This window comes from Streptomyces sp. NPDC001714, from assembly GCF_042892755.1.
GTDB lineage: Bacteria > Actinomycetota > Actinomycetes > Streptomycetales > Streptomycetaceae > Streptomyces.
Genome location: NZ_JBIAUL010000014.1, coordinates 23,869 through 37,196, shown reverse-complemented (window position 1 = coordinate 37,196; position 13,328 = coordinate 23,869). Strand labels below are relative to the sequence as shown.

Here is a 13,328-nt window from a genome sequence, read left to right as displayed (position 1 = left end):
GAGTCCAACGAGAGTTACGCACGGCTAGTATGCGTGAACGTCATGAACTTCAACGATGTGTCACTGACCGCGCTGCGGGTCTTCCGCGCGGTCGCCGAACAGGGAACCTTCACCGCCGCCGCGGCCTCGCTGGGCTACACCCAGTCCGGGGTGTCCCGGCAGATCGCCGCCATCGAGCGCGCGGCGGGCGCGGAACTCCTCGAGCGCCGGCGCGACGGGGTCCGGCTCACCGCGGCCGGCCGGGTCGTCATGCGGCGTGCGACCACCGTGCTCGACGAGATCGAGGCGACGGCGAGGGAACTGTCCGGGCTGCCCGCAGAGGGCGGGACGGTCCGCCTCGGCTGGTTCCCCACCGCGGGCGCCGTACTGGTCCCGCACGCCCTGACCGCGCTCCGCCGGACAGACCCCGGCCTCCGGGTCGTCGGCCGCGAGGGCACCACCCCCGCACTGGTGCGTGCCCTGCGCGCCGGCAGCATCGACCTGGCCCTGCTCGCCTCGGCGCCCCCGTTCCGGGCGCCGGACGCCGAATCGCCCCCGCTGGTGCTCCAGACCCTCACCGAGCGCGCCCTGTGCCTCGCGCTGCCGGCCGGCCATCCCCTGGCCCGCGGCGACTTCGTCGACGTGGCCGACCTGCGCGGGCAGCGCTGGATCGCCGGCTCCGCCTCGGGCGAGGACCGGCTGATGGGCGTGTGGCCAGGCCTGGACGAGCGGCCGGAGATCGCCCACGTCGCCCGGGACTGGCTGGCCAAGCTCCATCTCGTCGCCGCCGGCTGTGGGTTGACCACCGTACCGGCCGCCCTGGCCTCCGCGGCGCCGGCCGGTGTCCGGATCCTGCCGGTCCGCGGCGGGCCTCAGGAGCAGCGCCGCCAGCTGCTGGCCCGGCTGCCGCACCCGCCTGCGGAGGCGGTCACCCGGGTGGCGGCCGCCCTGCGGGCGGCCGCGCTCGACGCGGACGTACCGGATCGGCCCAAGTGAGCGTTCCGCGGGCTCAGTCGTTCTCGGCGGCGAACATCCAGCGCTGCTTCTCCAGGTCCGCGGTGATGGCGATCAGCAGGTCCTGGGTGACCGGGTCGGGCTCGTCGGTCGCGGCGATCCGCTCGCGCAGCCGCCCGATGGCCGCCTCCAGGGTCCGCACCATCAGGTCGACGACCTCGTCGTCGCGCAGCCAGCCGTCCTTCGCGCCGGGCAGCGAGAAGGCCGCGGCGACGGTCTCGGGGCGGCCGTCCGGCGGCACACCCAGGGCGGCGGCGCGCTCCGCGACGGTGTCCGAGTAGGTGCGCGCGGTGGCGACCACCTCGTCGAGCTGGAGATGGATCGAGCGGAACCGCGGCCCCACGATGTTCCAGTGCGCCTGCTTCCCCATCAGTGACAGTCCGAGCAGATCCACCAGGGTCTCCTGGAGGGCGCCTCCGGTGACCCGGAGCGCCTCGTCGGGCAGCGTGCTCTTCACCACGGACATGGTGCGCGTCTCCCTTCTGAGCTGTGCCGTCATCGCTGCGCGGGTGCCCCCGCCGAACACCGGCAAACGCGACCGCCCGGGCACGGACACGCACGTCGGGGTCGGTCCGCACCCCTGTCTGGAGGGTGCCGGGGCCAATCAGCGAGACGGTACTTACACCCTCCGGTTGTCCGGACATAACATCGGTCCTCGCATGAACACGATGACGCTCTGGCACATATCCGGCTGGGAGTTCGCCGCCCTGGCACTCGCCGCCCTGCTCGTCGGTTTCTCCAAGACCGCCGTCAGCGGGGCCAACACCGTCAGCCTCGCCATCTTCGCCGCGGTCCTCCCGGCCCGCGCCTCCACCGGAGTCCTGCTCCCGCTGCTCATCGCGGGCGACGTGCTGGCCGTGGCGACCTACCGCAGGCACGCCCACTGGCCCACGCTGTGGCGGCTGTTCCCGGCGGTCGCGGCCGGCGTGGTGATCGGCACGCTGTTCCTGGTCTGGGCCGACGACGGCGTCGTACGGACCTCGATCGGCGCGATCCTGCTGCTGATGGCCGGGGTCACGCTGTGGCGGCGCCGCACGGCCGACCGCCCCGACGACCCGGACGCGGTCACCACCCGGGCGGGGCGGGCGAAGGCCGGTTCGTACGGCGTCCTCGGCGGCTTCACCACGATGGTCGCGAACGCCGGCGGTCCGGTGATGTCGATGTACCTGCTGTCGGCCGGCTTCCGCAAACTCGGTTTCCTGGGTACCTCGGCGTTCTTCTTCCTGATCGTCAACCTCTCCAAGGTCCCCTTCAGCGCCGGCCTCGGCCTGATCGACGGCACCTCACTGCTGCTCGACGCCGCGCTCGTGGTGTTCGTGGTGCCCGGCGCGCTCATCGGCAGGTGGGCGGTGCACCGGATCAACCAGCGGCTGTTCGAGCAGCTGGTCATCGCGGCGACGGTCCTGGGCGGGCTGCAGCTCCTGCTGCGCTGACCGGTCCGGCGGCCCGGGAATGCACGGGCGGGAGGCGTTGTTGCAGAGGTCGTGAATGACATGCTCGGATCAAAGATCCCGGGTGTGGGCGAAGGGAGAACCTCATGGCACGCAGCACCGCGCGTCCCGTTGTCAGGCTGAAGTCGACGGCCGGGACCGGCGTCACCTACGTGACCCGCAAGAACCGCCGGAACGACCCCGACCGGCTGGTCCTGCGCAAGTACGACCCGGTGGCCGGCGCACACGTCGACTTCCGCGAAGAGCGCTGAAGCCGACCGCAAGCGCACCGGCAACCAAGAGAGGAAACCCCATGAAGGCCCGCATTCATCCCGCGTCCCGCCTCGTGGTCTTCCGGGACCGCGCCGCGGACACGGCGTTCCTGACCCGCTCCACCGCCGACTCGTCCCGGACGATCGAGTGGGAGGACGGCAACACCTACCCGTTGATCGATGTGGAGATCTCGTCCGCGTCGCACCCCTTCTACACCGGCAAGGCGCGGGTCCTGGACAGCGCCGGCCGCGTGGAGCGTTTCGAGCGCCGTTACGGCCGCGCCGCCGCCCGCGGCTGACCCGGCCCGGTGACCGACCCGAGGAGAACAGAACCATGAAGGTGCGCAAGTCCCTGCGCTCACTGAAGGCCAAGCCCGGCGCCCAGGTGGTCCGCCGACGCGGCGTGGTCTACGTGATCAACAAGAAGGACCCCCGCTTCAAGGCCCGCCAGGGCTGACGGAGGTCCCGTCCCACGACGGCCGCCCGGCGATCCCGCCGGGCGGCCGTCGCACGTCCCGGCGTTCGTGCCGGTCGGGCGGCCGTCGTGCGTCGCGAGATGCGTTCCGGTCGGTTCCGACAGGACCGGGCGGACGGGCTCGAAGACCCGGCGGGCCGGAAGACCCTGAGAAAACCTGCCCCGTCCGTGGCGCCCGTGGCGGTCGATCGCCCGATGCGGTCGGTCGCCCGATGCGCTCGGTCTCCGGCCCCACGGCCCCGCCCTCTCCGACGGACCCCGTACGCTCGCCCCATGTCCCCGCACGTCCTCGTCCTCGGCGGTACCGCCGAGGCCCGCCGCCTCGCCACCGAGTTGTCGGGGCGCCCCGGAGTCCGTGTCACGACCTCGCTCGCGGGCCGGGTGGCACGGCCCGGCACGCTCGCCGGTGAGGTGCGGATCGGCGGGTTCGGCGGGGCGGCAGGGCTCGGCGACTGGCTTCGCGAACACCGCGTGGCCGCGCTGGTGGACGCCACGCACCCCTTCGCCGAGACGATCACCGCGAACGCGGCCCGCGCCGCCCGGGCCAACCGAATCCCCTCCGTCGTCCTGCGCCGCCCCGGCTGGCAGCCGCGCCCCGGCGACGACTGGCACCCGGTCCCGTCGCTGCCCGCGGCGGCCGCCGCGCTGTCCCGCTTCGGCCCCCGCGTCTTCCTCACCACCGGCCGCCTGGGCCTGTCCGCCTTCGCCCACCTGACGGACCGGCACTTCGTCGTACGGTCCGTGGAACCCCCTGAGCCGCCCCTGCCCCGGCACACCGAAGTGCTGCTGGCGCGTGGGCCGTTCACCGTCGCCGACGAGACCGCCTTGCTGAGCGGGAACCTGATCGACGTCCTGGTCACGAAGGACAGCGGGGGAGCGGCCACGGCCGCCAAACTCACGGCCGCACGAGAGCTCGGGCTGCCCGTGGTCGTCGTCCGGCGGCCCCCGTTGCCGGACGGCGTGACGGTGGTGCCGGACGTCGCCGGTGTACTGGAACGGCTGGGGTTCGGCCCCGCGTGACCGCCCCGGACGTCACGCTGTCCGGGCGGCAGGCGTCGGCTCCGCCGCCTTCAGGACAGTCCGTCGGGCGGACCCTCGACCAGCAGCCGCTTGCCGTGGCGTCCACCGCGGCGCGCAGGTCGGCGCCCAAGGGGCGGCCCAGGTCCTGCTGGACGCGTTCCCTCAGCCAGCAGCCCAGGCGTGGCCGAGAACCCGGGCCTCGTGAGGGTCGAGCGGCCGGGTGGGCAGTTCGACCCGCATAGCCCTCAGCCCTCCTTCGGAACCTCCGGCTTGCGGCGCAGCAGATACGTGTCCATGATCCAGCCCTTGCGCTCGCGTGCCTCGGCCCGCAGCCGCTCGATGCGCGGACCGGCCTCGGCGATCGGGCCGGAGACCAGGATCTCGTCCGGGGTGCCCAGGTACGCGCCCCAGTAGATGTCGATGTCCTCGTCCGCGTACCGGCGGAAGGCCTGGTGCGCGTCGAGCATCACCACCACGTCGTCCACCCCGTCCGGCAGCCCCTCGGCGAGCCGCCGCCCGGTGGTGATCTGCACCGGCCGGGCCACCCGGTTCAGCCCCGTACGGTGCCTGGCCGCCAGCGCCGAGACACTGCTGATCCCGGGCACCACGTCGTACGCGAACCGCACCGCGCCCCGGGCCAGCACCTCCTCCAGGATCGCCAGCGTGCTGTCGTACAGCGACGGATCGCCCCACACCAGGAAGGCGCCGGTCTGGTCCTCGCCCAGCTCCTCGCGGATCAGCCGTTCGTAGATGTCCGCGCGGGCGCTGCGCCAGTCGCCGACGGCCGGCGAGTACGCCCCGCCGCCCGCGGCCCGGTCCCGCTCCGGGTCCCGCGCCTCGACCAGCCGGTAACCGCCGTCCGGTATGTGCGTGTCGAGCATGTCCCGGCGAAGCTGTGTCAGGTCGCTCTTCACCTCGCCCTTGTCGAGGAGGAAGAAGACGTCCGTGCCTTTCAGGGCCCGGACCGCCTGGAGGGTGAGCTGGTCGGGGTCGCCCGCGCCGATACCGATGACATGAATCTCTCGCACGCCCCCGAGTCTGCCGCATGGCACTGACAGCGGGTCACCCCGGTGCTACCGGGAGCCGCGCAGCCGCGGCGCCTCGCCCTCCGCCTCGACGCTCCCGGCACCGCCCTCCACCCGCCCGGCCAGCTCCCGCGCCCACCGCGCGAGCCCGTCGACATCGATCCCGTGCGGCCGTGGCACCCCGCCCCCGGCCGCCCACTCCTCGACCGCGCCCGCGCCGCGGCGCAGCAGCCGCGCCCCGCCGGTCACGTTCCCGCGGGCCGCGTGCGTGAGCCCCACCGCCAGCTGGGCCAGCCCCCGCCACAGCGTCCGCTCGGCCTCGGGCCCCGACTTCCAGGCGTCCTCGAACACCTCGTGCGCGTGGAACGGTTTCCCGGCGTCCAGCAGCGCCTGTGCCTCGGCGACCGTCTCCTCCGGAGTCCGTACGACCCCTTCGGGCTGCCGCTCGACGCCCGGCGCGCCGTACGGCAGCGGCCGCCCCAGCCCGTCGCGCGGCCGCGCACTGCGCGCCCGCCCCTCGGCGTCCCGGTCCCGTGCCCCTGTTCCCGCGTTTCCCATACGACCGATTCTCCCCCCACCGCCCCCGCCCTCTTTCTGCCCGCCGGGGGAGGTGGGGTAAGGTGCTGTTCGCGCGATCACGCGGATCACCGCGAGTGAACGCATCGGGACGTGGCGCAGCTTGGTAGCGCACTTGACTGGGGGTCAAGGGGTCGCAGGTTCAAATCCTGTCGTCCCGACTGGAGACAGTCGCAGGTCAGGGGCCGTTTCAGAGGGGATCTGAAGCGGTCCCTTGATTATTCTTGGGGACCGCTTGGGGACCAGTTCACGTTGAAGGGGCTGTGGCGCACCTTGACCCAGTCAAGGTGCGCCACAGATGGCAGGCCGGTGGCGCGGATACATGGTTTGACCTGTGATTTTCTAGTGCGTCCCGGACAGATGATGGCGGCGGGGCCCGTCTCGTGGAGTGGCCGTCGGTACACCACTTCATCGGACGTGACCTCCCGGAGGCTGGCAGCTATCGACGTCTGGCATCGCGCCGGTTTGGCCCTGAGGCAGCGTGTGGCACGGATGTCGATGGGCCTGCTGACTCGTGCCAATTACGGCTGTTGAACCCTGATGCCGCCCGTTGATGCAGCCGGACGGCCCAAGAAGGTCCAGGGAGCCCCCAGCGGCGACGAGGTTCCCTGCGGCATGTGCATGCATGGTCTGCGAACTTCACCGTGCCGGTGGCCTCGACGTCGGTCAGTGGCGGAGCAGGTCGTCGGCGCCGACTGTCAAGTAGGTCTCGGGAGTGGTGGCTTCAAGGGTCGACGTGGACGAGTGCGGCTTGGGCCGGCGTGAGACAGGGGCCATCCGGCACCTAGAGGCCCGTCTTGGGGGTCCGGCACAACTCGGCTGAGAGGATGCCCGCGTTGCGGTATGGCTCGCGCCCTGGACGCAGGGACCGGCGGACGGTCGAGGCGCGAGGCTCGTCGCCACCGTCTGGTGGGAAGTACCGCTTTGTACCGACCAGTCCGCTGCTGGGCTTCCTCTGTGCCTCCATCTTGGACGCGTACCCGGAGGTTCTGGCCGACCCAGCGTCTACGGCTGCGTGGTAGTTCGAACCGATAGCGGTTACGACGCCTCGTCGCTGGAATCGTCAGTCGGTCCGCGACACGGCCTCGACCACACTGATCTGATGGATCTTGCGCCGCCGCGGGCTGCAGTGGACATCGACGACGTCCCCTACCCGGAACCGGTCCTTGAGCTCCGGGTTCCCTTCGCGTGAGAACATCGGTCGGCTCCACTGGTCGACCTCGAAGGACCAGGCTTTCCGCGTCGCCGGGTCCTCGATGGAGCAGCAGTAGTGCGTGATGTCCGTGGGCGGGTCGTCGTAGTGGGTGTCGTAGTCCCAGCGCGAGATGACGGCACCGCGAAAGCTCGCCTCGTCGGGAACGGCCAGGACCCGGCGGCGGGCCGGCAGCCACAAACCCCACAGCAGTACGCCGGTGAGCAACGGAGCGGTGTCCCATTCCCAGGCCAACGCCGGGCGGTGCGCGGTCAGGGTCACCGCGACCAGGACGCCACAGGCGGCGCACACGGCCACGGCCAGCAGCACGAGCTGCCGCAGGTGTCCCCAGCGCGGGGTGTCCAGCGGCCCGGCGTCCACGACGTGCCACGATCTGCCGTACGCGGACCAGATCCGCTGCGGCTCGCGTACGGGAAGCGCCGATTCGGGACCAGCCGCTCCCACCTGGCGTTTGGGCAGCCGATGCTCTCCAGCGCGGTCGTGGGTCCGCCACTCGCGCGCGGCCTGCCGTCCGGCGGCCGTCAACCTGGGCCCGGATGCGAGCGGGACGTCTGACAGTCGCACCAGCCCCAACAGGCTGAGCACGAGGACCGCTCTGAGAATGATCCGCATCCCCTCGGGACTGAACGAAACGCCGGCCCACAGGGCGCCGAACCAGGCCGCGAGGGCCGCACCCCGATACAGCAGCGTCACGTACTTGTTCCGGGCCGGCCGTATGAGGCCAAGAACGGTCGCCTCGTTGCGGACGCTGTTCTGAAAGCCGCGCCACCATACCCAGAAGTCGTCGCCGTCGCCCGGCCCGAGGGCGCCTATCGGTACGCGGTCGACACCGCTTCGGCAGCGCCGTCGGATCCGTTCGACCACCAGTTCCTCGACGGGCCGCAGCGGTGCCGAGTCGGCGGTCTGCGGGACGATCCGTACGGTCACCGTACCGTCGGCCTTCTCCTCACCCTGCAGTCGGCCTGTGCGGACCATTTCCAGGGCGGTGGTCTCGATGCCCTTCGGAGTTGTCTCCCCGTCTCCCATAAGCAGGTTCACCACACCGGCGGTCAGCATTCGATATTTCATACGCCCCCCAGAAATGTGACCGAGACGACTGTAGATGCTCTTAGGGATCACCGCATCGGGGAAATCACGCAGCCAAGGCATCGTCGAAGCTGATGTCCGAGCTGAGAGCCACGCGATGTTCACCGCTGCCCTGTTGAAATAACGGGCTCAGCGGGTGCGTGGATCTCTGCGGCGATTCAGCTGCGCGGGCGCGCTGTCGCCCTCCTGCGCACCAACGGGACCAGCGTCTCGGCCAGGCCACTGGCGAGACTCCGTCAGGCCGGGGCCCCGTTACTGTTGGGCCGCCTGCGCAGGTGCGCAGTTGAGGGGCTTCGCCAAGGGGGGCACCAGGCATGTCAGAGGGGTTGGCCCAGTGGGGGCCAGAGCTTTTCATGACGCGGGAACGGGAGCTGCGTCGCGGCCTGGCACCCGAGAACGACGTGGGAAGGGACATCGCGCAAGGGGGGTTCGAGCCCTGCCTGCTGACCCTTCTGCGGCTGTCTGTGGGCAGGCACTCGAGCACCGGTCTCACCAGTGGGTGGTTCCCGAGGGCGCTTGCCCGCACCGGCCACCTCGTCCGCGCGGCCGAGCTGGCGTACACGATCAGTGACGAGCTCCAGCAGGGTACGGAACTACTGGAGCTGGTGCGGGCCGCGGCGGGCGCGGGAGACCTGGGCGGCGCTCAGGCGCTGGCCGAGTCGATTCCCCTACGGCAGGTGCGGGACCGGGCACTGGTCGCCCTCGTGCCGGCGTGGGCCCGTGCCGGTGAGCGTGACCGGGCCGTCGCTCTGGCGGAGAGGATCCGTTACCCGCACAACTGGGGGTGGGCCTGGGCCCTGTTGGCGAAGGCAGTGGCGGACAGCGGCGACATCGACGAGGCGCTCAGGTTCGCCGCTCGCGCCGACGACGTGGTGAGTTCTTACGCCGCCGACGGGACGGAACAGGTGCTCGCCCTCCTCATGGAGGTGGCCGTCGCCAGCGGCGACCAGGACCGGGCCGCCGCACTTGCCGACCGCGTGGAGGACATCGCCCTGTCCCGCAACTCGACGGGGTGGTCCGAGCCACGGCCCCTGGCGGTGGTATTGGCCCGCGAGGCGCTGACGGGAGACCTTGACCGGCTCGATGCTCTCCTGCGCACCCCGCCCGGACCAGCCGTCGGCGCCGGGGGCACGGTATGCGGGTGGGCGCTCGGCGAAGCCGCCGAACAGGACATGGTGGTCCCGGAAGGAGACCTGGACGAGGCCGCCGTTCGCCCGTTCCCTCCCGGATCCCCGCTCGACGCCTGGGACATGGCCTGTGTGCTGGACGCGGTCGTTCACAGCGCCGACCAGGACGTGGTCCTGGCCCTTGCCGACCGGGCCGAGACACTGCTCGAGACCGGCTACGGCCGTGATCACGACATTCTGCTGAGGTCCGTGACACTCCTGCTGGCCAGGCATGGGCAGGTCGAGCGGGCCATGGCCCTCGCCGGCCGTCTCGACCCCGATCTGTCCGTGGCGCGGCAGGCCGACATCGTCGGAGAACTGGCCCGGTCCGGTGACACGGGCGGTGCCGAGGCTCTCGCCCACACGATCAACGACCGCAGGGCACAGGACAGGGCGCTGATCGAAGTGGTCCGGGAGCTGGCCCGGGGTGGCGATCCAGGCTGGGCCGAGGCTCTCGTCCACTCGATCGACGACCGCTGGGCGCAGGGCGAGGCACTGGTCGCGGTCGTCCGGGAGTCGGCCCGGCACGGCGATCACACCCGGGCCGAGGCTCTCACCCGCTCGATCGCCCACCGCGCGACACGAGCCCGCGCCCTGGCCTCACTCGTGGAGTTGTCCGAGCCGTCCCACGCCCGCAGGCTCGCCGCGCAGGCCGTGAGGGTTGCGGGCGACTGGGATCCCGTTCTGCCGGTCCTGGAGCGGATCGTGCCCCGTTCCGTGGCAGTGGTCGCCGATCAGATGATGAGCTGATCCGGGGCAGCCTCCTGTCAGTGCTGCCTGCGAGACTCGTTCCATGATTCCGAAGCTGCCCTTGCACAGCCCTCGTTGGCTTGACCTCGACGGTGTGAAGGTCGAAGAGGTGAAAGCACTCCTGGAGCAGTTGTCCTCCGCGGCTGCCGCCGGGAGCGGCGATGGATGGAGGCAGACCTGGACGTACCTGGCCGGCGGTCTGATGGACGACGGGACCGTCTTCGACGGGGCCTATGCCGCTCTGCCGCATCTCATCGAGGCGGCAGCGGCCCTGCCTCCGGGACAGACCGCCGACTTCTGGGTGGACTTGGGATGCATCGTGACTGCGGAGGACAGGCCCCCCGTCCCGGCTGATCTCGAGACGGGGTTCGGCGCCGCACTGCGTCTGGCCGAGCGGGCGGCCACCCGAAGCCTCCTTGCCGCCGATACTGCTCCGCAGGTCTGTGCCCACCTCGTGCTCGCCTGCGTGGCCTTCGCCGGCCACCACATGGGCGAAGCGTTGTGGCGGTTCCCCGATCCCCGGGAAGCTGACCTCCTGCTGATATGTCCCGAGTGCGAGAGTGATACCGAGATCCCCGACTTCTTCGTCGACCCGGCACGTCCGCCCGCCGAGGCTCCGGGGCTCCCTGATCCCGCCCATGTCAGGCAGGGAGGACATACCTGGGGCGAGGTCGCTGCAGCATTGCGCGAGGAAGCGGTGGGAGAGGAGTGGGAGCCCTTCCTGCGGGTGGCACGTGAGGTCGCGATGGCCGGGCTACCCCCCGAAACACCGGGGCAAGCCCTCCTGTGTCTGGTCGTCGGCATGGTGGCGGTCGCGGGCACCCCGCAACAGGACGCAAGGGAGTTGGCCCGCCAACTGATGGCGCTCACCGGAGACTTCCGCTGCTGGGACTGCGAGCGGACGTGGACGATCGCCGACGGCCTGGCGGAGAACCCGGCCGGTGCGAGCCCCCGGCACCGTCCGACGGAGGCGCGGGCGGACTCCGACGAGTCGGCCGCCACGGTGGAGTCGACGGCGCCCGGACGAACAGGTGAAGCGGCGACTCGGTTCCGGCAGAACGGGAACGCGGTGCTCGCGGCCGACGGCACCCCCTGGGGCCGTATGTCGGTGTTCTCCGATTCGGCGCCCGGTTCATCCGGGGGTGTCGACGCGCTGGCGGTGGTGTCCTGCCCGGGTCGGCCGACGCTCGTGGCCGGCGCCGGGGACAGGGGCGTGGTGTGCCTGTGGGACGTGGCCGACGCCCGGCTCGTCCATGCCCCGCTGCCAGGACATCGTGACCGTATCCGCTCGATGACGGCCCTGCCCCTGCCCGACGGCCGCGTCCTTCTGGCGAGCGGAGGCGACACCGGGACGATCGCCCTGTGGAACCCCGTCACCGGGCAGCCGATCCGCGAACCGGCCGGGGACTGGCCTGGCGGGGTGACCGGAATGTGTGTCGCCATCGTCCCCGACGGCCGCACCCTGCTCGTCACCGCCACCCCCAAAGGCGCGGTCCGGCTGTGGGATCCGGAAACCGGTGAGTGCGTCGGGCGCCTCAACCCCTATGGCAGTCCGATCCAGTCGATCGCCGCCGTCCCGATCGCCGCCGGCCACACACTGATCGCGGCCGCGGACACCGCGGGCCGCCTTCATGTGTGGGACCCGGCCGTCGAGGACCCCTGGGAAAACGGCGCGGCCGTGCAGTTGAGCGCCAGTGCCCTCGCCGATGCCGACCACCGGGTGGTAACCGTGGCGGCTGTGCCCACACCCGACCGAACCATGTTGGCCACCGGAGACAACCAGGGCGTGGTCATGCTGTGGGACCTTGCCACCGGTGCCCCGGTCGGCGACGGTCTGCCCGCCTCGACAGGCACCGGGGGCCTGCCGGTCATCACCGCCTCCACCCTGCACGACGGCCGCACGGTCCTGGTCACCGGCACCCGTCACGGTCACCGGCTGAGGGTATGGGAACCGGAGACCGGCGCGGTGGGGCACATCGCCCTGGATGTGGTGCTCACCTGTCTGGCCACCGCGGGTCCGGATCTGATCGTCGGGCACGACCGCGGGGTCCTCAGCCTCCCGCTCACCAGACGATGAACGCGTTCAGCCGAGAGCCGTCTCACCCCGTCGCGCGGAGCCTCGGGACGGATGCCGAGCAACCGCGCGACGTGCGCGACAGGCCGGTGCCTGTGGCCCGAGCCTCGCGGATACCGCCCCCCGCGCGGCTCGTCCGGCCACCGACGGGATGGGCGGGCACGCCGCGCTGCATCGGCTGAGGACGCCGTCCCGCGGCGCCGGGCCGGGAGTTCACCGCCCGTGCGGCGTCCAACTCTCCGGCCGGTCCGCGTTGTCCCATCGATCCGTCGTAGCCGTCTCGCGTCGGCTTCGATCGTGACGGGACCCGAGAGTTGCGAGGCCGGGCGAGGCCAACGGGCTGTAGGAGCACGCGGATTCACGGTTGCGCCGCCCAAAAGCGACATGCCGGGGTTCGTTTCATTGCCGGCTTGCGCGGTCTGGTCGCGTACAAGGGCGCCGGGTGAACGCGGAAGGCCAACGATGCCTGCGCAGGGGGAGCGATGACTGGTGTCGACGTCGGCGACAGACCGCTGTGGAAGGTACCCGGCGGGGGCATTCCCTACCGGACGCCGGCCATAGCCGACGGCGCCGTCCATGTCCATGATGATCTCTTCGATCTGGTGGCGGTCGACGCGGACACCGGACAGCGACGCTGGACACTGCCCAACGACTCCCCGATCGAGGCATCGCCGTTACCGGCACCGGCGTTGTGTACTTCGCCGACAGCGCCGGCCCTCTGAGATCTCTACCGAACCCGGCGGTTCACCCCTCGCTCTGCGCGCACCTCCGTTGTGCGATAGGCGATGCGATGCAGACCGGACTCGTGCAGCGCGTCGCAGACCATTGACCGAAGGCTTGCGTAGTTCACCAGAGAGAAGATGTCGCCCTCGGGGAGACGGTACCTGTGCGGCAGCGTCCAGCCGGTGGACCTGGCCATGGCGTCGACACGTTTCAGGGAGCGTCTGGCGGCAGAGCTATGACCGTCGGTGGGGACCAGTTGGGGACCACACAGTGTGCGCGATGGCGCACGAGGGATCCTGCTGCGCACATCATGCGTCCTGATCAGATCCGTTCTATCCAGAAAAATACCCTTGCCCCTTACTCCTGGGGGTCAAGGGGTCGCAGGTTCAAATCCTGTCGTCCCGACTGGAGACAGTCGCAGGTCAGGGTCGGTTTCGGAAGCATCCGAAACCGGCCCTTGATCATTCTCGGGGACCGGTTGGGACCGGCGCCCTTGAGGGGAGCGGGGCGGTGCGGTCGGGGAGA

The 13,328-nt window shown here is 71.1% G+C and carries 13 protein-coding genes and 1 tRNA gene; 10 read left to right on the top strand and 4 right to left on the bottom strand.

Features of this window, described 5'->3' with window-relative positions; all coding sequences use genetic code 11:
- Positions 1-42: 42 nt before the first annotated feature.
- A complete protein-coding gene (locus ACFY0P_RS32175) occupies positions 43-975 on the top strand; it encodes a LysR family transcriptional regulator (RefSeq protein ID WP_388920952.1) in 933 nt (310 codons plus the stop codon).
- 13 nt (positions 976-988) lie between these two features.
- On the opposite strand, the gene ACFY0P_RS32170 is transcribed toward ACFY0P_RS32175, so the two are convergent.
- On the bottom strand, positions 989-1,459 hold the full coding sequence (locus ACFY0P_RS32170; RefSeq protein ID WP_388920949.1) for a Dps family protein: 471 nt from the start codon (positions 1,457-1,459) through the stop codon (positions 989-991).
- 193 nt (positions 1,460-1,652) lie between these two features.
- Between ACFY0P_RS32170 and ACFY0P_RS32165 the strand changes: the two genes are divergently transcribed.
- The 5 genes from ACFY0P_RS32165 to ACFY0P_RS32145 all read left to right on the top strand — a co-directional run bounded on the left by ACFY0P_RS32165 (position 1,653) and on the right by ACFY0P_RS32145 (position 4,190).
- Complete coding sequence (locus tag ACFY0P_RS32165; RefSeq protein WP_388920946.1) at positions 1,653-2,426, top strand: sulfite exporter TauE/SafE family protein; 774 nt, start codon at positions 1,653-1,655, stop codon at positions 2,424-2,426.
- 104 nt (positions 2,427-2,530) lie between these two features.
- The gene (gene rpmG, locus ACFY0P_RS32160) at positions 2,531-2,695 is read left to right on the top strand and encodes a 50S ribosomal protein L33 (RefSeq protein ID WP_046728127.1); all 165 of its coding nucleotides are present in this window, start codon (positions 2,531-2,533) and stop codon (positions 2,693-2,695) included.
- 41 nt (positions 2,696-2,736) lie between these two features.
- Positions 2,737-2,994: a type B 50S ribosomal protein L31 gene (locus ACFY0P_RS32155; protein WP_388920943.1), complete on the top strand. Its 258-nt coding sequence runs from the start codon at positions 2,737-2,739 to the stop codon at positions 2,992-2,994.
- 35 nt (positions 2,995-3,029) lie between these two features.
- Positions 3,030-3,152 carry a type B 50S ribosomal protein L36 gene (gene ykgO / locus ACFY0P_RS32150; protein WP_046728129.1) on the top strand — a complete coding sequence of 41 codons (123 nt, stop codon included), beginning with the start codon at positions 3,030-3,032 and terminating at the stop codon, positions 3,150-3,152.
- Positions 3,153-3,443: 291 nt separating this feature from the next.
- Positions 3,444-4,190, top strand: coding sequence for a cobalt-precorrin-6A reductase (locus ACFY0P_RS32145; RefSeq protein ID WP_388920940.1), 747 nt, complete (start codon positions 3,444-3,446; stop codon positions 4,188-4,190).
- A 245-nt stretch (positions 4,191-4,435) separates the two neighbouring features.
- Here the strand turns inward: ACFY0P_RS32145 and cobF are convergent, their stop codons facing one another.
- Both cobF and ACFY0P_RS32135 read right to left on the bottom strand, forming a co-directional pair.
- Positions 4,436-5,218, bottom strand: a complete 783-nt coding sequence (gene cobF, locus ACFY0P_RS32140) for a precorrin-6A synthase (deacetylating) (protein ID WP_388920937.1) — start codon at positions 5,216-5,218, stop codon at positions 4,436-4,438.
- 45 nt (positions 5,219-5,263) lie between these two features.
- Complete coding sequence (locus ACFY0P_RS32135; RefSeq protein WP_388920934.1) at positions 5,264-5,773, bottom strand: DUF309 domain-containing protein; 510 nt, start codon at positions 5,771-5,773, stop codon at positions 5,264-5,266.
- Positions 5,774-5,878: 105 nt separating this feature from the next.
- Here ACFY0P_RS32135 and ACFY0P_RS32130 point away from each other — a divergent pair.
- Positions 5,879-5,952 (top strand) — tRNA-Pro (locus tag ACFY0P_RS32130).
- 902 nt (positions 5,953-6,854) lie between these two features.
- Here ACFY0P_RS32130 and ACFY0P_RS32125 read toward each other — a convergent pair.
- The gene (locus tag ACFY0P_RS32125; protein ID WP_388920931.1) at positions 6,855-8,060 is read right to left on the bottom strand and encodes a DUF2207 family protein; all 1,206 of its coding nucleotides are present in this window, start codon (positions 8,058-8,060) and stop codon (positions 6,855-6,857) included.
- A 383-nt stretch (positions 8,061-8,443) separates the two neighbouring features.
- Here ACFY0P_RS32125 and ACFY0P_RS32120 point away from each other — a divergent pair, with 383 nt between their 5' ends.
- From ACFY0P_RS32120 to ACFY0P_RS32110, 3 genes are all read left to right on the top strand, one after another.
- Positions 8,444-10,006 (top strand): hypothetical protein, encoded by a 1,563-nt coding sequence (locus tag ACFY0P_RS32120; RefSeq protein ID WP_388920928.1) that lies wholly within the window; start codon positions 8,444-8,446, stop codon positions 10,004-10,006.
- Between the two features lie 109 nt (positions 10,007-10,115).
- Complete coding sequence (locus ACFY0P_RS32115) at positions 10,116-12,083, top strand: WD40 repeat domain-containing protein (RefSeq protein WP_388920925.1); 1,968 nt, start codon at positions 10,116-10,118, stop codon at positions 12,081-12,083.
- 479 nt (positions 12,084-12,562) lie between these two features.
- Positions 12,563-12,802, top strand: a complete 240-nt coding sequence (locus tag ACFY0P_RS32110; RefSeq protein WP_352366111.1) for a PQQ-binding-like beta-propeller repeat protein — start codon at positions 12,563-12,565, stop codon at positions 12,800-12,802.
- The last annotated feature ends 526 nt before the right edge of the window (positions 12,803-13,328 follow it).

Bases quoted from the DNA above. Each gene is read 5' to 3' on its own strand.
- ACFY0P_RS32175 (WP_388920952.1), top strand. From the start codon at position 43: ATGAACTTCAACGATGTGTCACTGACCGCGCTGCGGGTCTTCCGCGCG.
- ACFY0P_RS32170 (WP_388920949.1), bottom strand. From the start codon at position 1,459: ATGTCCGTGGTGAAGAGCACGCTGCCCGACGAGGCGCTCCGGGTCACC.
- ACFY0P_RS32165 (WP_388920946.1), top strand. From the start codon at position 1,653: ATGAACACGATGACGCTCTGGCACATATCCGGCTGGGAGTTCGCCGCC.
- rpmG (WP_046728127.1), top strand. From the start codon at position 2,531: ATGGCACGCAGCACCGCGCGTCCCGTTGTCAGGCTGAAGTCGACGGCC.
- ACFY0P_RS32155 (WP_388920943.1), top strand. From the start codon at position 2,737: ATGAAGGCCCGCATTCATCCCGCGTCCCGCCTCGTGGTCTTCCGGGAC.
- ykgO (WP_046728129.1), top strand. From the start codon at position 3,030: ATGAAGGTGCGCAAGTCCCTGCGCTCACTGAAGGCCAAGCCCGGCGCC.
- ACFY0P_RS32145 (WP_388920940.1), top strand. From the start codon at position 3,444: ATGTCCCCGCACGTCCTCGTCCTCGGCGGTACCGCCGAGGCCCGCCGC.
- ACFY0P_RS32135 (WP_388920934.1), bottom strand. From the start codon at position 5,773: ATGGGAAACGCGGGAACAGGGGCACGGGACCGGGACGCCGAGGGGCGG.
- ACFY0P_RS32125 (WP_388920931.1), bottom strand. From the start codon at position 8,060: ATGCTGACCGCCGGTGTGGTGAACCTGCTTATGGGAGACGGGGAGACA.
- ACFY0P_RS32120 (WP_388920928.1), top strand. From the start codon at position 8,444: ATGACGCGGGAACGGGAGCTGCGTCGCGGCCTGGCACCCGAGAACGAC.
- ACFY0P_RS32110 (WP_352366111.1), top strand. From the start codon at position 12,563: ATGACTGGTGTCGACGTCGGCGACAGACCGCTGTGGAAGGTACCCGGC.